Annotated in this window: 16 protein-coding genes and 1 tRNA gene; 5 read left to right on the forward strand and 12 right to left on the reverse strand. The window is 27.7% G+C overall.

Going from position 1 to position 17,899, the window contains the following annotated elements; genetic code table 11:
- Nucleotide 1: 1 nt before the first annotated feature.
- From dnaB to H0H47_RS02460, 6 genes are read right to left on the reverse strand one after another with little or no spacing between them, the layout of a single operon-like run.
- The gene (gene dnaB, locus H0H47_RS02435; protein WP_185865898.1) at nucleotides 2–1,519 is read right to left on the reverse strand and encodes a replicative DNA helicase; all 1,518 of its coding nucleotides are present in this window, start codon (nucleotides 1,517–1,519) and stop codon (nucleotides 2–4) included.
- A gap of 47 nt (nucleotides 1,520–1,566) precedes the next feature.
- Nucleotides 1,567–2,517 (reverse strand): acetyl-CoA carboxylase carboxyltransferase subunit alpha, encoded by a 951-nt coding sequence (locus H0H47_RS02440; RefSeq protein WP_185865899.1) that lies wholly within the window; start codon nucleotides 2,515–2,517, stop codon nucleotides 1,567–1,569.
- A 15-nt stretch (nucleotides 2,518–2,532) separates the two neighbouring features.
- Nucleotides 2,533–3,294 (reverse strand): succinate dehydrogenase/fumarate reductase iron-sulfur subunit, encoded by a 762-nt coding sequence (locus H0H47_RS02445; RefSeq protein ID WP_185865900.1) that lies wholly within the window; start codon nucleotides 3,292–3,294, stop codon nucleotides 2,533–2,535.
- Nucleotides 3,295–3,297: 3 nt separating this feature from the next.
- Nucleotides 3,298–5,334, reverse strand: a complete 2,037-nt coding sequence (locus H0H47_RS02450; RefSeq protein WP_185865901.1) for a fumarate reductase/succinate dehydrogenase flavoprotein subunit — start codon at nucleotides 5,332–5,334, stop codon at nucleotides 3,298–3,300.
- A 14-nt stretch (nucleotides 5,335–5,348) separates the two neighbouring features.
- Nucleotides 5,349–6,020 carry a succinate dehydrogenase cytochrome b subunit gene (locus H0H47_RS02455; protein ID WP_185865902.1) on the reverse strand — a complete coding sequence of 224 codons (672 nt, stop codon included), beginning with the start codon at nucleotides 6,018–6,020 and terminating at the stop codon, nucleotides 5,349–5,351.
- Between the two features lie 33 nt (nucleotides 6,021–6,053).
- A complete protein-coding gene (locus H0H47_RS02460; RefSeq protein ID WP_185865903.1) occupies nucleotides 6,054–7,226 on the reverse strand; it encodes a cysteine desulfurase family protein in 1,173 nt (390 codons plus the stop codon).
- Between the two features lie 223 nt (nucleotides 7,227–7,449).
- Here H0H47_RS02460 and rny point away from each other — a divergent pair, with 223 nt between their 5' ends.
- From rny to lpdA, 3 genes are read left to right on the forward strand one after another with little or no spacing between them, the layout of a single operon-like run.
- Nucleotides 7,450–9,021: a ribonuclease Y gene (rny, locus tag H0H47_RS02465; protein WP_185865904.1), complete on the forward strand. Its 1,572-nt coding sequence runs from the start codon at nucleotides 7,450–7,452 to the stop codon at nucleotides 9,019–9,021.
- A 12-nt stretch (nucleotides 9,022–9,033) separates the two neighbouring features.
- Nucleotides 9,034–10,008: a deoxyhypusine synthase family protein gene (locus H0H47_RS02470; RefSeq protein ID WP_185865905.1), complete on the forward strand. Its 975-nt coding sequence runs from the start codon at nucleotides 9,034–9,036 to the stop codon at nucleotides 10,006–10,008.
- A gap of 40 nt (nucleotides 10,009–10,048) precedes the next feature.
- Nucleotides 10,049–11,467 (forward strand): dihydrolipoyl dehydrogenase, encoded by a 1,419-nt coding sequence (lpdA, locus tag H0H47_RS02475; RefSeq protein ID WP_185865906.1) that lies wholly within the window; start codon nucleotides 10,049–10,051, stop codon nucleotides 11,465–11,467.
- Nucleotides 11,468–11,476: 9 nt separating this feature from the next.
- Here lpdA and ung read toward each other — a convergent pair whose 3' ends face one another.
- Together ung and H0H47_RS02485 are read right to left on the reverse strand one after the other, a co-directional pair.
- On the reverse strand, nucleotides 11,477–12,133 hold the full coding sequence (ung, locus tag H0H47_RS02480) for a uracil-DNA glycosylase (RefSeq protein ID WP_185865907.1): 657 nt from the start codon (nucleotides 12,131–12,133) through the stop codon (nucleotides 11,477–11,479).
- A gap of 54 nt (nucleotides 12,134–12,187) precedes the next feature.
- Nucleotides 12,188–12,520, reverse strand: a complete 333-nt coding sequence (locus H0H47_RS02485) for a 4Fe-4S binding protein (RefSeq protein WP_185865908.1) — start codon at nucleotides 12,518–12,520, stop codon at nucleotides 12,188–12,190.
- Between the two features lie 32 nt (nucleotides 12,521–12,552).
- Here H0H47_RS02485 and H0H47_RS02490 point away from each other — a divergent pair, with 32 nt between their 5' ends.
- On the forward strand, nucleotides 12,553–13,602 hold the full coding sequence (locus H0H47_RS02490) for an acyl-CoA reductase (protein WP_185865909.1): 1,050 nt from the start codon (nucleotides 12,553–12,555) through the stop codon (nucleotides 13,600–13,602).
- Between the two features lie 13 nt (nucleotides 13,603–13,615).
- On the opposite strand, the gene ribD is transcribed toward H0H47_RS02490, so the two are convergent.
- From ribD to H0H47_RS02510, 4 genes are all read right to left on the reverse strand, one after another.
- Complete coding sequence (gene ribD / locus H0H47_RS02495) at nucleotides 13,616–14,644, reverse strand: bifunctional diaminohydroxyphosphoribosylaminopyrimidine deaminase/5-amino-6-(5-phosphoribosylamino)uracil reductase RibD (RefSeq protein ID WP_185865910.1); 1,029 nt, start codon at nucleotides 14,642–14,644, stop codon at nucleotides 13,616–13,618.
- On the reverse strand, nucleotides 14,641–15,417 hold the full coding sequence (locus tag H0H47_RS02500) for a shikimate dehydrogenase family protein (RefSeq protein ID WP_185865911.1): 777 nt from the start codon (nucleotides 15,415–15,417) through the stop codon (nucleotides 14,641–14,643). The genes ribD and H0H47_RS02500 overlap by 4 nt, the downstream gene beginning before the upstream one ends.
- A gap of 33 nt (nucleotides 15,418–15,450) precedes the next feature.
- Nucleotides 15,451–15,648, reverse strand: a complete 198-nt coding sequence (gene rpsU, locus H0H47_RS02505) for a 30S ribosomal protein S21 (protein WP_185853231.1) — start codon at nucleotides 15,646–15,648, stop codon at nucleotides 15,451–15,453.
- Nucleotides 15,649–15,687: 39 nt separating this feature from the next.
- A tRNA-Val gene (locus H0H47_RS02510) sits at nucleotides 15,688–15,762 on the reverse strand.
- 62 nt (nucleotides 15,763–15,824) lie between these two features.
- On the opposite strand from H0H47_RS02510, the gene recG reads away from it, so the two are divergent.
- The gene (gene recG / locus H0H47_RS02515; protein WP_185865912.1) at nucleotides 15,825–17,891 is read left to right on the forward strand and encodes an ATP-dependent DNA helicase RecG; all 2,067 of its coding nucleotides are present in this window, start codon (nucleotides 15,825–15,827) and stop codon (nucleotides 17,889–17,891) included.
- The last annotated feature ends 8 nt before the right edge of the window (nucleotides 17,892–17,899 follow it).

Genomic DNA, 17,899 nt, shown 5'->3' on the forward strand with positions numbered 1-17,899 from the left:
TTCATTTTATGTCCTCATCCAAATAATTTTCATTATCAAAATCACCATAAGGCGATAAAAATAAATTTTCTTGATCAAGAATATTTTTTTTATAATCCTCTTCCCAAATTAATGAGGTCCGTTCTTTTTCTTCCAAATTGATAAATTTGGCTTGATCACTTATAAATTTTAAACGAAATTTATCCAACCCTCCATTTCTATGTTTAGCTATTATAATTTCTGCTTGACCAATACAAGAATCATTCTCTTCATCAGAATCCCAAGTTTTAAATCCATAATACTCTGGTCTATATATAAATAAAACTATGTCTGCATCTTGCTCAATCGCTCCTGATTCACGTAAATCAGATAATAAAGGACGTTTACTTCCTCCTCTTGTTTCAACAGCTCTAGAAAGCTGTGATAAAGCTATAATAGGAATATCAAGTTCCTTAGATATAGACTTTAAATTTCTAGAAATAACTGAGATCTCTTGCTCTCTATTTTGCAATTTAGAACCATGATCATTGATCACCATTAATTGCATATAATCTATCAATATTAATTTTATTCCATTCTGAGATATAGAACGACGGCATTTTGCACGAAAACTAAATATAGATAAAGAAGGAGTATCATCTATAAATAAAGGGGCATTCTTCAAATTTTTTGTTTTATTAATCAAGCACTCCCAATCTGAACTAGACAAACTAGCTCTTTTTATTTTTTCTGAAGAAATACCGGTTTCTGATGAAATCAGTCTTGTTATTAATTGAATAGAAGACATTTCTAATGAAAAAATTAAAACTGGAATCTTTTGTTGTACTGCAATATTTTTAACCATGGACAACATAAAGGTTGTTTTTCCCATACCAGGCCTAGAAGCTAGTATTATTAAATCAGAATTTTGCCATCCGGAAGTAATATGATCCAGATTGTGAAATCCAGAAGAAATTCCACTTAATCCTTCTTTTTCTGCTTTTTTTATTTTATCAATAGCTTTTTTGATAAGACATTGAGTAGTTTCATATTTTTTTGTGATTAAATATTTCTGGTTAATCTCAAAAAGTTTTGATTCTGCATGATCTAAAAGATCAAATACATCTGTACTATCCTCATAACATTTTTGAATTATATCAGAAGATATACTGATTAATTTTCTTAAAAAGAACTTTTGTAATATTATTCGACTATGGTACTCTATATGTGCAGAAGAAATAACTTTTTGTGTTAATTCTATCAAATAAAATTCTCCTCCTACTAATTCCAATTTTCCAATCTTACGAAGTTCGTTCGAAACAGTATATAAATCAATTGGTTTAGAATGATGATATAATCTTTGCACAGCACCAAATATTTCTTGATGTGCTTTTTTATAAAAAACTTCAGGAAAAAGTATATCAATAATTTCATCTAACCCCTTTTTATCTATCATTATTGCTCCTATTACGGCTTCTTCCAAATCTAATGCTTGAGGTGGTATTTTTCCTTTTTGAAAATTATTATCTTCTCCTTGTCTGATCCAATTCATATGATTCATAAAATCATTTTAAATAAAGCACTACTATACGTAAAAAAAATTTACGGTTATTCATCAAAATAACCCATGGAAATATACTTATTTTTTCTTTTTCTAATAAGAGATTCTATATCAATAATAGATAATTGTTTATCATATTTTATGATCTTTTTTTTAACTATCTTATACGCTTTTTTTGGACAAAAATGAGCTCCTCCTAAAGGTTCTTTAATAATATCATCTATAAGATTTAACTTATACATATCTTCTGCCGTTAATTTTAATGCTTCTGATGATTTTTCTTTTTTTTCCCATTTTCCCCAAAGAATTGTGGAACAACTTTCAGGAGAAATAACAGAAAACCATGAATTTTCCATCATAGAAACTTTATCACCTATTCCAATTCCTAAAGCGCCTCCACTAGCCCCTTCACCTATAATTAAAACAATAATCGGAACTTTTAAACACATCATTTCATAAATATTTTTTCCAATAGCTTCTCCTTGACCTCTTTTTTCCGCTTCAATTCCAGGAAAAGCTCCTGGTGTATCAACAAGAGTAACAACAGGTTTTCGAAATTTTTCCGCTAGTTTCATAAGACGCAAAGCTTTTCTATATCCTTCAGGATTAGGCATTCCAAATCTTCTGTATTGTCTGTCCTTAGTGTTTTTTCCTTTCTGTGTTCCTATCAACATAAAAGTCTTATCTTCTATTTTCCCAAAACCTCCAACTATGGCTTTGTCATCTCCAAAATGACGATCTCCATGTAACTCGACAAAAGATTTCGTTATAGACTGTATATAATCTAAAGTATAAGGTCTATTTGGATGTCTAGATAATTGAACTCTTTGCCAAGGAGTTAAATTTTTGTGCAACTTTTTAATTGTTTTTTCCAATTTAGATTGTAATTGGGCACAAACTTCTTTCATGTCTATTCCACTTTTCTTTTCTATAAGAACACATTTAATATACTGATCCTTAATTTCTTGTATAGGTTTTTCAAAATCTAAGTATTCCATTATCAAGAAAATTAATTAAGTAGTGAATGAACAAATGTATTCTTTATTCATCAAAGAAATATACTCTGTCGATATTCCTTTTGGACATTCTCCTTCACATGCTCTAGTATTAGTACAAGAACCAAAACCTTCTTCATCCATTTTATTCACCATATTTAATACTCTCTTTTTTCTTTCTATTTTCCCTTGAGGAAGAAAGGAAAATTGTGAAACTTTTGCTGAAACAAATAACATGGCTGATCTATTTTTACATGCAGAAACACAGGCTCCACAACCAATACATGTAGCCGCGTCAAAAGCTTTATCTGCTTCATCTTTTGGAATAGGAATCATATTTCCATCTATTGTTTTTCCTAATGTGTTTACAGAAATAAAACCACCTGATATAATTATTCTATCAAAAGATGATCTATCTACAACAAGATCCTTAATTATAGGAAAAGGTTTAGCTCTCCAAGGTTCAATATATATAGTCTCTCCATTCCGAAAACGACGCATGTGTAATTGACAAGTAGTAATTAAATTATCTGGACCATGAGCTCTTCCATTGATATATAAAGAACACATTCCACAAATTCCTTCACGACAATCATGATCAAATGCTATAGTAGAAGATTCCTTCTTCTCACATATAATTTGATTGTTCAAAAGATCTAGCATTTCTAAAAAAGAACTGTTAGGAGATATATCATAAACTTGATAAGTTTTAAAATAACCTTTTTCTTTATTATTTTTTTGTCTCCATATTTTTAATTTGAAATTCAGAAGTTTTTTCATATTCTATTTATAAGAACGTGATTGCACTTTCACAAAAGTATAATTTAAATTTTCTTTATGCATAATTTCATTACTAACAGACTTATTTTCTATATATTCCCATACGGATACATATTTATAATGAAGATCATCTCGAAGAGCTTCTCCTTCTTTCGTTTGATATTCTTCTCTGAAATGACTTCCACAAGATTCTTTTCTATTTAAAGCATCCATAGCCATCAATTCCCCCAATTCTAAAAAATCAGCTACACGTCCAGCTTTTTCTAATTCAGAATTTAATCCATCCTCTATTTTTCCAGGAACAAAAACATTTTTCCAAAATTCATCACGAAGTTCTTGTATCCTTTTTATGGCTTTAGATAATCCAACATGATTTCTGCTCATTCCTACATGTTCCCACATAATATTTCCAAGTCTTTTATGAAAAAAATCAACAGACATGCTCCCATTGTTTTGAACAAGTTTTTTAATTCTGTCTTTTACTTTCTTTTCTGAATTATCAAATTCTTTATGTTGTGTAGATATTTTTTTTGAAACTATTATGTATCTAGATAAATAATCTGCAATGGTGTATGGCAAAATAAAATATCCATCAGCTAATCCTTGCATTAATGCAGATGCTCCAAGTCTATTAGATCCATGATCAGAAAAGTTAGCTTCCCCTATAACATAACATCCAGGAATGGATGACATTAAATTGTAGTCTACCCACAAACCACCCATTGTATAATGAACTGCAGGATAAATCTTCATAGGATTTTTGTAAGGATTTTGATTGGTAATTTTTTCATACATATGAAATAAATTTCCATATTTAGATTCTAAGACCTCTTCTCCAAAATTCATTTTTTCTGACTCCCTAGGGTTTATAATTCCAAGTTCATTCGCTTTTTCTTTTCCATATTTCTTTATGGAAGAATGAAAATCTAAAAACACACCTTCTTTGGCCTCATTTTCTTCTATTCCAAATCCTTTGTCACAGCGTTCTTTAGCAGCTCTGGAAGCAACATCTCTTGGGACAAGATTTCCAAATGAAGGATAACGTCTTTCTAGGTAATAATCTCTTTCTTCTTCACTTATATTTTCAGGCTTTTTAATTCCATTTCTAACAGAAATAGCGTCTTCCAATTTTTTGGGGACCCATATTCGTCCATCATTTCTCAATGATTCAGACATCAACGTTAATTTAGATTGATAACTTCCATGCACTGGAATACAAGTAGGATGTATTTGTGTGTAACAAGGATTAGCAAAAAATCCTCCTTTTTTATGAACTTTCCATATAGCGCTTGCATTAGATCCCATTGCGTTAGTGGATAAGAAAAATACATTTCCATAACCTCCTGATGCTATTATTACAGCGTGTGCTGTATGCCTTTCTATTTTTCCAGAAATCAAATCTCTAGCAATAATCCCTCTAGCTACACCTTCTATAATTACTAAATCAAGCATTTCATGACGATTATACATCTTAATTCTACCTTTTCCTATTTGTCTAGACATAGCAGAATAACAAGATAATAACAGTTGTTGACCTGTTTGTCCTTTTGCATAAAAAGTTCTGGAAACTTTTGTTCCACCAAAAGATCTAGTTTCTAAATATCCAGCATAATCACGAGCAAATGGAACCCCTTGAGCTACACATTGATCAATAATATTAGAAGAAATTTCCGATAAACGATAAACATTAGCCTCTCTAGATCTGTAATCCCCTCCTTTAATTGTATCATAAAAAAGTTGATAAATAGAATCATTATCTCCTTTATAATTTTTAGAAGCATTGATTCCGCCTTGAGCTGCTACAGAATGTGCTCTTCTAGGAGAATCTTGATAACAAAAAGCTTTAACCTTATAACCCAATTCAGATAATGAAGCACAAGCAGAACCTCCAGCTAATCCAGTTCCTACAACAATAATTTCCATATTAGATCTGTTATTAGGAGATACTAATTTTAAAGTTGACTTGTGATTTTCCCATTTTTGATTGATAGTCCCACGTGCTGGAACTTTTGAATTTAACTTCAAATAATTTTTAGTCATTAACAAGAAAAGTATTAATTACCATTGAAAAAAAACCAAATAGCGATAATAGAAAATCCAGAACAAATGATCCAAAAATAAAAAGAACCAAATTTCTGTATCCAAATCAATCTCTTTTTATTGGACAATCCTAAAGATTGGAAAGAAGACTGAAATCCATGATTCAAATGAATTCCTAAAATAAAAAAGGAAAATACATATATGAATGTGTACAAAGGATTTTTAAATAAAGAAATAACTATATTATAATCCGAAGTTAAATGATGATTTGAATATTTCATGGGGATCATGAAGTTTATGAGATGTAAAATTAAAAAACATAAGATCAAAACTCCTGTATATATCATTGTCCGGCTGCTAAATGAAGTAGTTAAATGAGTATTCATAGCATAATCTACTTCTCCTTTTACTCTCTTATTTTTAAAATGCAATTTTACTCCAAATAAAATGTGAATCAAAAAACCTGTAGCAAGAGCATATTCCATAATTCGAACAAATAAATTTTTTCTCATAAAAGAAACAGCTTCATTAAAAGATTCTTCTCCTGAAAAAAGAAAAAGATTGACACACAAATGCAATAGTAAGAAAATCATTAAAAAAATCCCTGTAGTTGCCATAACCACTTTTTTTCCAATAGAAGATCTAAAGAAATTACCCTTATTCACTGACTGAACTGACTTGATCATCGTTAGGTAGTAAATATAATAAGATATTTGAATTTACGATAAATTTTTTTGTTTTCTGATTTTTTGTAGGGCTTCTATTAATAAATCTATATCTTTTTTTTCATTAAAAATTCCAAAAGAAATTCTAATAGGCATCATTTTATTTAGTAATTTTTCATTTGTGATCGATTGAATGACATGAGACATTTTCTTCACGTTATTATTACAAGAACTTCCGTTAGAAACGGAGACCCCCATTAAATCCAAATGAAAATATAATAAATAATCTTTTTTTTTTGTTGGATATAAAAAATTTAATATGGAAGGAATACTTTGATCAGGACAAAATGATAGTCCGTTGAAAATAATATTTGGGATAATTTTTTTCAATTCTGAAATACAATAAAGTTTTAAATCTTGTATTTTCTTCGTGTGATGTAAAAAATTACAAGAAGATAACTGCAAAGCTTTTGAAAGGCCTGCTATTCCATATGTATTTTCTGTTCCAGAACGAATTCCATATTCCTGAAACCCTCCAGTAATAAAATGTTTTATTTTTTTTATAATATGATTTCGAATAAAAACAAAACCTACTCCTTTTGGTCCATAGAACTTATGGGCACTTGCAGTGGCAAAATCGAAAGATAATTTTTTCATATCAATAGGAAAATTCCCGATAATCTGAATCGTATCTGAATGAAAATAAGCATTGTATTTTTGACATAAAAATATAACTTTATCGACCTCCAACAAATTTCCAATTTCATTGTTTGCATACATTAAACTTACAAGTGTTTTTTTAGAAGAATTTCTTTTTAAAAGATCTTCCATATGATTTAAATTAAGAACTCCTTTTTCTTGAATTTGAATGAAATTCACACAGACTTTATCTTTGTTAGATAAATCTAAAACAGTTTTTAAAACAGAAAAATGTTCTAATTGAGAAGTCAAAATATGCTTTACTCCTAAGTATAATATAGAAGATCTTAATACAAGATTATTTGCCTCAGTTCCTCCAGAAGTAAAAATAATTTCAGAAGGAGATGCCATAATGTTCTTTGCTATACGAATTCTAGATTCTTCTATTATAGAAAAAGCTTCTCTTCCATAACTATGTTGTACGGAAGAAGGATTTCCGAATGAATACTTTAATGCATTTACCATGACTTTTATGACTTCATTCCTGACAGGAGTTGTAGCCGCATTATCTAAATATGCTCTTTTCATTAAAAAATTTCATTTTTACATACAAATATATAATGTATTCAAATTCCGTTTGTTAAAAATGTGTTTAAAAAAAACTCATCTTTAATTTCGTATATTTATCATAGTAATCCTTGATTCAGTTAAAGTATTTTTGAAAAAGAAATTTTATAGTTTCTATTAAGTATTTTTTGTTTTAAAAATGTTATTAAAATGTCTATTTTATTTTTATTTAAATTGAGTAAATATGAAAATAAATGTTGGATTTTCGGTTTTCATGGGGTTTGTGATTGGAATTATTATATCTTATTTTTTTGGAAAAAAAACCATATTAAGAAAATATATTCAATTATTAGATAAAGCTAATTTTCAATCTAAAAAAATCATAAAAAATGCGGAAAAAGAAGGTGAATCCATAAAAAAAAAGAAAATGCTTCAAGCAAAAGAAAAATTTATAGAACTTAAATCAAAACATGAAAAAGATGTTCATCTTAGAGAGAGAAAAATAATAGACATAGAAAATAAAACAAAAGAAAAAGAAAATAGATTGTCTAGAGAAATAGAAATTTACTTTAAAAGAAACAATCGTTTAGAAACACAAATCCATGATTATGAAAAAAAGTCTAAGTTTCTGAAAAATAAACAAGAAGAATTTAAAAATATGCACATAAAGCAAATAGAATTGCTTGAAAAAATATCTAACTATTCTTCTGAAGAAGCTAAAAACGAATTGATTGAAATTCTTAAAAGTGAAGCAAAAATCAAAGCACAATCTCACATTCAAAATATTATAGAAGAATCACAGTTAACTGCAAAAATAGAAGCTACAAAAATTGTGATTCAAGCTATTCAAAGAATTGGAACAGAACAAGCCGTAGAAAACGCTGTATCTGTTTTTAATATAGGATCAGATGATGTTAAAGGTCGTATCATTGGTAGAGAAGGAAGAAATATAAGAGCTTTAGAAAAAGCAACAGGAGTAGAAATTATTGTAGATGACACTCCAGAAGCTATTCTTTTATCTTGCTTCAATCCTATTCGTAGAGAAGTAGCTAGATTAGCTCTTCACAAATTAGTGATTGATGGACGAATCCATCCTGCAAGGATAGAAGAGATAGTAGCAAAAACGGAAAAACAAATTGAAGAAGAAATAGTAGAAATAGGAAAAAAGAATATAATAGATTTAGGAATTCATGGGATTCATCCAGAATTAATAAGAATGATAGGAAGAATGAAATATCGATCTTCTTATGGTCAGAACCTGTTACAACATTCTAGAGAAGTAGCACATTTGTCAGGAATATTAGCTTCTGAATTGGGGTTGAATGCAAAGTTAGCGAAACGTGCAGGTCTATTACATGATATAGGAAAAGTTCCTGAAAGCGAATCAGAACTTCCTCATGCTATTTTAGGAATGCAATGGGCAGAGAAATATGGAGAAAATATGGAAGTTTGTAATGCTATAGGATCACATCATGATGAAATAGAGATGAAAGTTCTAATATCTCCTATAGTACAAGTTTCAGATTCCATTAGTGGAGCTCGTCCTGGAGTAAGAAGGAATACTTTCGAATCCTATTCAAAAAGACTAAAAAACTTGGAAAATATAGCCTTTAGTTTTGATGGAGTTAATAAAGCCTTTGCTATACAAGCAGGAAGAGAATTACGTGTTTTAGTAGAGAGCAATAAAATTGATGATAAAAAAGCTTTTCAGTTATCTTGTGATATAACAGAAAAAATAAAGAATGAGATGACTTATCCTGGTCAAATAAAAGTAACAGTGATTAGAGAAACAAGAGCCGTGCAAATAGCTAGATAAAAAATAAAAATTATGAAAGAATCTTCTATTACTTCTTTTATTGAAAAATACTTTCTTCATTTTAACGCTTTAACTTTATCAGAAGCTGCTAAGGCATATAAATATCATATTAAAAATAATGGAAAAATGATGATTACACTAGCGGGGGCAATGAGTACTGCAGAATTAGGTAAGATATTAGCTGAAATGATTCGAAAAGATAAAGTTCACATTATTTCTTGTACAGGTGCTAATTTAGAAGAAGATATATTAAACTTGATAGCTCATTCTCATTATAAAAAAATACCTAATTACAGAGATTTAACCCCGGATAATGAAAAAGATTTTTTAAAAAAAGGGTATTATAGAGTTACAGATACCTGCATTCCAGAAGAACAAGCTTTTAAAAAATTACAAAGGTATATTTTCCAAGTATGGAAAAAAGCTCAAGAAAAATCAAAACGTTATTTTCCTCATGAATATATTTATCAATTGTTATTAGAAAATTTTTTAGAACCTTATTACAACATAAATCCGGAAAATAGTTGGGTATTAGCTGCTGCAAAAAAAAATATCCCCATGATAGTTCCAGGTTGGGAAGATAGCACCATAGGAAATATTTTTGCTTCATATTGTATGAAAAAACAATTTCAAACTTTTCTTGTCAAAAATGGAATAGAATATATGATGTATTTAGCTAAATGGTACCAGAAAGAATCTATGAAACATAAAATAGGTTTTTTTCAGATTGGAGGAGGAATATCTGGAGATTTTCCTATTTGTGTAGTCCCTATGCTCTCTCAAGACATAGGATTTTATCCTACTCCTTTTTGGGCTTATTTTTGTCAAATTTCAGATTCTACTACGAGTTATGGGTCTTATTCAGGTGCTATTCCAAATGAAAAAATAACTTGGGGAAAACTTGATAAGGATACTCCAAAATTTATTATAGAATCAGACGCAACCATAGTTGCTCCACTTGTTTTTGCATATGTGTTAGATATGTAATTATGTATGTAAATTTGAATATAATATAAAATATTTTATAATGAATAATGTATATGATCTCGTTGTTATTGGATCTGGTCCAGGGGGTTACATTTCCGCTATTAGAGCTAGTCAATTAGGGCTTCGTACTGCAATTGTAGAAAAATACCAAGAATTAGGTGGAACATGTTTGAATGTAGGATGCATTCCTTCTAAATCTCTTTTAGATTCTTCTAAATATTTTTTTTTAGCTAAAAATCATTATTCTTCACACGGAATTTTTTTTGAAAAATTATTTTTTGATTTCAAAAAAATGATGAATAGAAAAAATGATATCGTCAAAAATATTAATAGAGGAATTAAATTTTTAATGAAAAAAAACAAAATTATTTTGTATCAAGGAATCGGTTCATTTAAGACAGTGAATTCACTTTCTGTAAAGGAAATCAAATCATTAAAAGAAAAACAAGAAATAAAATTTAAATATTGTATAATATCTACAGGTTCTATTCCTTCATGTTTTCCAAATTTAAATTTTGGAAATCAAATCATTTCTTCTACAGAAGCTCTTTCTTTGAATGAAGTTCCCAATAAATTAATAATCATTGGAGGAGGGATCATTGGATTGGAATTAGGTTCTATTTTCAATCGACTAGGAAGTCAAATAACTATTATAGAAGTTATGGACAAAATCATATCAAATATGGACGATTCATTAAGTCAAGAAATTAGGAAAATTCTAGAAAAATCTTCTATCCAAATAGAAACATCTTTATCCATTACCAATATTCTTGTGGAAAAGAACAAAAAAGAAATATCAGTTTTTGTGAAGTCTAAGAATGAAAAAGAAATGAAATTTACAGGAGATTATTGTTTATTATCAATTGGGAGAACCCCATATACGAAAAATCTAGGATTAGAAAATATAGGAATTCATCAAGATCAAAAAGGATTTATCCTAGTGAATGATTCGTTGCAAAGTAATATAAAAAATATATATGCAATTGGAGACGTTATAGGAGGAAAAATGTTGGCACACAAAGCTGAAGAAGAAGGTTTATATGCAGTAGAACACATTATTGGACAAAAACCAAATAAACTAAATTATGATTTAATCCCATCAGTAATTTATACATATCCTGAAGTAGCTAGTGTTGGACGTACAGAAAATGAAATTAAAAAAGAAAAAATGGAATATAATGTAGGGACTTTTCCTATGAAAGTCTTAGGAAGAGCTCACACAAGTGGCTGTACAGAAGGTTTTTTAAAAATGATTACCCATAAAAAAACAGATGAAATACTAGGAGTTCATATAATAGGAGATCATGCTGCAGATATGATAATGGAAGCATCCATTGCTATGGAATTCCGTTCCTCTTCAGAGGATATCTATAGAATTTGCCATCCTCATCCTACTTTTAGTGAATCCTTTAAAGAAGCAGCTTTACTAAATTTTGAAAACCGTTCTATCCATATGTAGAGATATGTGTTATCTCCAAATAATGGGGGGGACCCCTTTATTCTCCAAAAACTCATTGGTTTTCAAAAAATGTTTAGAACCCAAAAATCCAAGATGAGCAGAAAAAGGAGACGGATGTGAAGTTTTTAAAATATAATGATTATGAAAAGAATTAATTAAAAATATTTTCTTTTGAGCATATTTCCCCCATAGAAGAAAAACAATATTTTTTTTCTCATTAGAAACAGTTTTTATAATTTGATCTGTGAAAAATTCCCATCCCATATTTTTATGAGAACCAGGATAACCTTTTCTAACTGTTAATATAGAATTAAGCAATAAAACTCCTTGTTTTGCCCAATGAATTAAAGAACCACTAGAAGGAAATGAACAGTCAAAACAACTCTTGATTTCTATAAAAATGTTTCTTAATGAAGGAGGGAAAGGAATTCCATTTGGAACAGAAAAACAAAGCCCATCAGCTTGATTTTCTTTGTAATAAGGATCTTGTCCTAAAATTACTACTTTTAATTCTTGAAAATGACAGTATTTTAAAGAAGAAAATATGTTGTCTTTTTTTGGGAAACAAATAAATTTATTGTATTCTATATGAATGGATTTCATTAATCTTCTAAAATAAGGTTTTCCCCATTCTTTTTTTAGAAAAAACCTCCAATCATAATTCATAGTTTTTTTATATTTTTATTTAATCGTTATCTATTTATGTTATGCATAAATATTTTAATTGATTCCATGCAAAAAATTCTTTTTTTCAATAAGTTTTTCTTTAGTTTCCATCTTATTTTTATCTGGGACGCAGCAATGTACTGGGCAAATCACAATACATTGTGGTTGATCATAAAAACCAACACATTCTGTACATTTTTCTGAAACAATAAAGTATATATCCTTTTCTTTCGGTTCTTGATCCATAGATAGAAAAGTTTCCTTTTTTTTTAAGGAAGTTCCATCTGACATTCTCCATTTTTTTCCCCCTTCATAAATTGCATTATTAGGACATTCAGATTCACAAGCCCCACAATTAATGCATTCTTCTGTAATTTTTATGGACATTGGATTATACTTTAAAATTAAATTAAAAAATAATGATTAAAACTTTTGATGAATTAGGTTCTTTCTTAAGAAAATTTAAGAAATTTTATGCACATAAAAAATATATTGCTCTACGTTCTAAAAAGTTATTTTCTGACTTACAAAAAATTATTCAAAAAATAACTATTGTAAATAGTTGGTTTAGAGAAGAAGATTTATTAATAGCCATAGATCAATGGGGAAAAATTCTTAAAAAAGAAAAATTAGAATTTTTGATAAAAAAATACTCTTTGAATAATAATAAAAAAAAAGAATCAAAAAAAGTTCTTGTCATTATGCCTGGAAACATTCCAATAGTAGGATTTCATGACTTTATATGTGTTCTTTTATCAGGACATAATATCATAATTAAATTATCTAAAGAAGACAATTTACTACTTCCTTTTTTATGCAAAATAATAACACATAAAAAACCTATTTTAAAACATAAAATAAAATTTACCAATAATATTTTTCATGAAAAATTCGATTATGTAATAGCCAGTGGAAACAACAATACCGCTCGTTATTTTGAGTATTATTTTAGAAAACATCCTCTACTACTTAGAAAAAGAAAAACATCCATTGCTGTATTAAAAGGAAATGAAAAAGAAAAAGAATTAATTGCTTTAAACAAAGATATCCTTACTTATTCTGGAAGAGGATGTAGAAATGTAGGAAAAATATTTGTTCCTTATAATTATGATATTCAATTGATTTTAGAAAAATCATTTGTATCTGAATATGTCACAAACAATTACAAATATATAGACAATTATAAATATTGTCTTTCTATTTATACCATGAACAAAATATCTATTCAAAAAAATCACTTTCTTATTTTCAAAGAAGAAAATGATTTTCATAGTCCAATATCTGTAGTTTATTATGAATTTTATGATGATTTAAATCAATTGAGAGAAATTATTATAAAAAATGATCAATATATACAATGTATAGTATCTAAAAATTTTTTAAAAAAAGAAGTTTATTTTGGAAAAACACAATATCCAGAATTAGAAGATTATGCAGACGGAATTGATACAATTCAATTTTTGAATTGATCTTTTTAATTCTTTAATAAGAAATTTTGATAAAAAGTTGATCCTTTCCAATATCCATTTTTTTTAATATTTTTCCACCTATTCTAGGTGCTCTGATTCCATTTTTCAATGTAACATCACATATGAAAATTCTACATTCATCCCAAATATTTTCTTTTATAAAACTTTCCAAGGTTTTTTTTCCTCCTTCCACTATTAAGGATAATATATTTTTTTTATACAAAAAATCTAATATATGATTGATTATTCTTTTGTCAAAAGAGATTTGAACATATTCTGTATTTTTTTTATTCTCTTTTTTTTTTTCTGTAAAAACAATAGTTTTTTGTGAATCGTCTAAAATAAAATAAGAAGTAGATATATTTAGTTCTTTATCAAGAAAAATTCTAATAGGATTGGATCCAAACCATTCTCTAACATTTAATTTTGGATTATCATTTAATACAGTATTTTTCCCTACTAAAATACTATCTTCTTCAGATCTCCATTTATGATTCAATTGTCTAGCATATATTCCACTAATCCAATCATTTTTTTTATTTTTAGAATCTATAAAACCGTCATGGCTTTGAGCCCATTTTAAGATAATATAAGGACGATTTTTTTCATGAAAAGTAAAAAATCGTTTATTTAAAATACGACATTGATCTTTTAAAATGTCTTCTATGACTTCTATTCCAAATTCTTTAAGCTTCTGGATTCCAGTTCCTCTAACTTTATTACATGGGTCTTGTATTCCAATCACTACTCTTGGTATATTATTTTTAATTATTAAATCAACACAAGGAGGTGTTTCCCCAAAATGAACACACGGTTCTAATGTAACATAAAGAGTTGAATCCAAAAATAAGTATTTATTTTTTATTCTATTGATTGCATTAACTTCTGCATGATTCATTCCCTTTTTATAATGCCACCCCTCTGAGATGATGAATCCATTTCTTTCTATAACACAACCAACCATAGGATTAGGAGAGGTCACACCTAATCCATTTTTAGCTAATTGAATAGCTCTTTTCATAAAAATTTCTTTATCATTCATTCATCAATTAGTGAATTCCATATTTTCCAAGATTCTTCCGCTTGAAGATACAACATTTCCAATCCATTTTTAATTAAAGCTCCTTTTTTTTCGGCTTTTTTTAAGAATAAAGTTTTATTTGGATTATAAACTAAATCATAAAAATAATGTTCTGAAGAAATATATTGATAAGGTAAAGAAGGACATGAATTGATATTAGGAAATGTTCCTAAAGGTGTGCAATTGATAATTATTTTATATTTTTTTAACAAATCTTCATTTATGTCTTCATAAACGATGAAGCCCTTTTTTCTGGTTCTAGAAACATATTGATATGAAATTCGTAATTTGTTTAAAACAAAAGAAATAGTTTTGGATACTCCTCCAGTTCCTAAAATTAATGCTTTTAAGTTATTTTTATGAGATAACCTATTGAGATCCTTTTTAAAGGATGACTCAAAACCTAAAAAATCTGTGTTATATCCAATTCTATGTCCATTTTTATCAATTTTTACAACATTCACAGAATGTATAGATTCTGCTTCTGCAACTATTTTGTTTAAAAAAGGAATAATGCTTGTTTTATAAGGAATAGTCACGTTACATCCTTTCAGACAAGGATTCTGAAATATTCGTGAAACATTCTCTATTTTTGGAATATCAAAAATTTTGTAATCTGCATGAAAAATGGATTCTTTTTCAAATTTTTCTAAAAAAAACTTTCTCGAAAAAGAATAATTGATCCCTCTTCCAATTAATCCAAAAATAAATTTACAATTTCTTATTTTTTTCATATAGAAAATCAATATTTTATAAGAAGAAAAAACTTATTCTTCTTTTTTGAGTTTCATACGTTCTCTATATATTGCTCTCAATATTTCATTTCTTCTTCCTTCAGAAGGTTTTATATATTGTTGTTTCTCTCTAAACTCTTTTAATATGCGAGTTTTATCAAATTTTTTTTTACACTTCTTTAAAGCTTTATCAATAGACTCTCCTTCTCTAACTGTAGTAATTAAAACCATAAAAAATAAATAACTAATTAATTGAAATAATAATTTTTGTGGACATTATCGGATTCGAACCGACGACCTCTACTCTGTCAAAGTAGCGCTCTAAACCAACTGAGCTAAATGTCCTTTTAAATCAACAAAATTAAGTATTTTTTAAAAATAGAACGGATCATAATCTATTTTAAAATATGTCCTGCAATATTTTTCAAAAATCTATAGAACATTTAAAAGGATTAAATTTAAAAAAGGCTCATTTATTTAATAATGAATTAAAACTTCACACATACGAAGATTTATTATTTTTTTATCCAAAAGGATATATACATCTACCTTCATTAAAAAACATATCAGAATTATCAAAAAATAATAATAATAATTATGTACAAATATTAGGAAAAATAACAAATATAGAAGAAATAAATTATAAAAATAAAAAAGGGAAAATATGGAGAGCCCGTTTAGAAGATCAAACAGGGGGAATCGAATTAGTATGGTTTAAAAAAATCAATTTATTAAAAAATGTAAAAAAAAACATTACAATAATAGTTTCCGGTAAAATAAAATGTTTTCAAGAAAAAATTCAGATCATTCATCCTAATATCCAATATTCAGAAAAAAATTATTCCATATATCCAGTCTATTCTATTCCCAGTAATTTGAAAAAAAAAGGAATTAGTAATTCTTTCATGATCAATTTATTAAAAAATCTGATAGAAGAATCAAAAAATGACATAGATGAATTTTTTTTCCAAGAGTTTCTTGAAAAAAAATTAATGTCAAGAAAAAAGGCTTTGATTCAAATTCACTTTCCTGAATCTTTAGATAGCTTATTCAAAGCACAATATTCCTTAAAATTTGAAGAATTATTTTTGTTGAAATTATTCTTTTTATCGAAAAGAAAAACAGCATACAGTCGTCCTTTTTCAAAATTAGGAAAAAATTTTCATAATTTTTACAAACATTTTTTGCCTTTTTCTCTAACAGAAGAACAAAAAAAAGTACTTAAGGAAATATGGAATGATTTGAAAAAACCTATTCAAATGAATAGATTGTTACAAGGAGAGGTAGGATGTGGAAAAACTATAATAGCTATATTATCAATGCTAATTGCTTTAGACAACGGATTTCAATCTTGTTTAATGGCTCCTACTGAAGTCTTAGCTATACAACATTATTTTTCTATAAAAAAAATGTTTTCAAAAATTGGAATTAAAATAGCTTTGTTAACAAGTTCTACTTCTGATTCTATACGAAAATGTCTTTATCATGAGATTTTCACAGGAAAAATTTCCATTTTAATAGGGACTCATGCTTTGATTCAAGAAAAAGTTCAATTTAAAAATTTGGGATTAGCAATTATAGATGAAGAACAACGTTTCGGAGTGGAACAAAGAGCTAAAATTTGGAAAAAAGAAGATAATCTTCCTCATATTCTGATTATGACTGCTACACCTATTCCTAGAACCCTAGCAAAAATTATTTATCATGATTTAAACATTTCAATAATCAAAGAATTACCTTTAGGAAGAAAACCTGTTAAAACCATCCATTTTTTGAGAAAAGACAGAGATAAAGCTTTTGAAATAGTAAAAGATCAAATTTCAAAAGGGAGACAAGTATATATTATATATCCCACTATAAATACTTCTTTAAAAAATAAGAATATGAATTTAATGAAAGGATATCAAGAAATTAAAGAAAAATTTAAAAAATTAGGAAACAGAATTGGAATTCTGCATGGAGAAATGAATTTTCAAGAGAAAAATATACAAATGAGCCGATTTTTACGTGGAGAAACTAAAATTATGATAGCTACTACAGTTATAGAAGTCGGAGTAGATGCCCCCAATGCGTCAGTTATTTTAATAGAAAATGCAAATTTTTTTGGACTATCTCAATTACATCAATTAAGAGGAAGAGTAGGAAGAGGAATCCATAAAAGTTATTGTCTTCTTATTACTGATCAAGAAATAAGTATAGAAGGTTTTTTTAGAATCAAAAAAATGTGTGAAACAAATGAAGGTTTAGAAATAGCAAAAGAAGATCTGAAATTGCGTGGAGGAGGAGATTTAATAGGAACTCAACAAAGCGGAAAAAATTATTTTCGTATTGTAAATCTTATAAAAGATTATAAATTGATAAAAGATGTTTTTCCAATTGCTAAAAATTTTTTTCACAAAAATCCTGATTTCTTAAAAAAGACAAAAAATATTTTTTATAAATATTATAAAATGAATGGAAAAGACAAAAAATAATAAGTTTT

Source organism: Blattabacterium cuenoti (assembly GCF_014252075.1).
Taxonomy (GTDB): Bacteria; Bacteroidota; Bacteroidia; order Flavobacteriales; family Blattabacteriaceae; genus Blattabacterium; species Blattabacterium cuenoti_AC.

Bases quoted from the DNA above. Each gene is read 5' to 3' on its own strand.
- dnaB (WP_185865898.1), bottom strand. From the start codon at position 1,519: ATGAATCATATGAATTGGATCAGACAAGGAGAAGATAATAATTTTCAA.
- H0H47_RS02440 (WP_185865899.1), bottom strand. From the start codon at position 2,517: ATGGAATACTTAGATTTTGAAAAACCTATACAAGAAATTAAGGATCAG.
- H0H47_RS02445 (WP_185865900.1), bottom strand. From the start codon at position 3,294: ATGAAAAAACTTCTGAATTTCAAATTAAAAATATGGAGACAAAAAAAT.
- H0H47_RS02450 (WP_185865901.1), bottom strand. From the start codon at position 5,334: ATGACTAAAAATTATTTGAAGTTAAATTCAAAAGTTCCAGCACGTGGG.
- H0H47_RS02455 (WP_185865902.1), bottom strand. From the start codon at position 6,020: ATGATCAAGTCAGTTCAGTCAGTGAATAAGGGTAATTTCTTTAGATCT.
- H0H47_RS02460 (WP_185865903.1), bottom strand. From the start codon at position 7,226: ATGAAAAGAGCATATTTAGATAATGCGGCTACAACTCCTGTCAGGAAT.
- rny (WP_185865904.1), top strand. From the start codon at position 7,450: ATGAAAATAAATGTTGGATTTTCGGTTTTCATGGGGTTTGTGATTGGA.
- H0H47_RS02470 (WP_185865905.1), top strand. From the start codon at position 9,034: ATGAAAGAATCTTCTATTACTTCTTTTATTGAAAAATACTTTCTTCAT.
- lpdA (WP_185865906.1), top strand. From the start codon at position 10,049: ATGAATAATGTATATGATCTCGTTGTTATTGGATCTGGTCCAGGGGGT.
- ung (WP_185865907.1), bottom strand. From the start codon at position 12,133: ATGAATTATGATTGGAGGTTTTTTCTAAAAAAAGAATGGGGAAAACCT.
- H0H47_RS02485 (WP_185865908.1), bottom strand. From the start codon at position 12,520: ATGTCCATAAAAATTACAGAAGAATGCATTAATTGTGGGGCTTGTGAA.
- H0H47_RS02490 (WP_185865909.1), top strand. From the start codon at position 12,553: ATGATTAAAACTTTTGATGAATTAGGTTCTTTCTTAAGAAAATTTAAG.
- ribD (WP_185865910.1), bottom strand. From the start codon at position 14,644: ATGAATGATAAAGAAATTTTTATGAAAAGAGCTATTCAATTAGCTAAA.
- H0H47_RS02500 (WP_185865911.1), bottom strand. From the start codon at position 15,417: ATGAAAAAAATAAGAAATTGTAAATTTATTTTTGGATTAATTGGAAGA.
- rpsU (WP_185853231.1), bottom strand. From the start codon at position 15,648: ATGGTTTTAATTACTACAGTTAGAGAAGGAGAGTCTATTGATAAAGCT.
- recG (WP_185865912.1), top strand. From the start codon at position 15,825: ATGTCCTGCAATATTTTTCAAAAATCTATAGAACATTTAAAAGGATTA.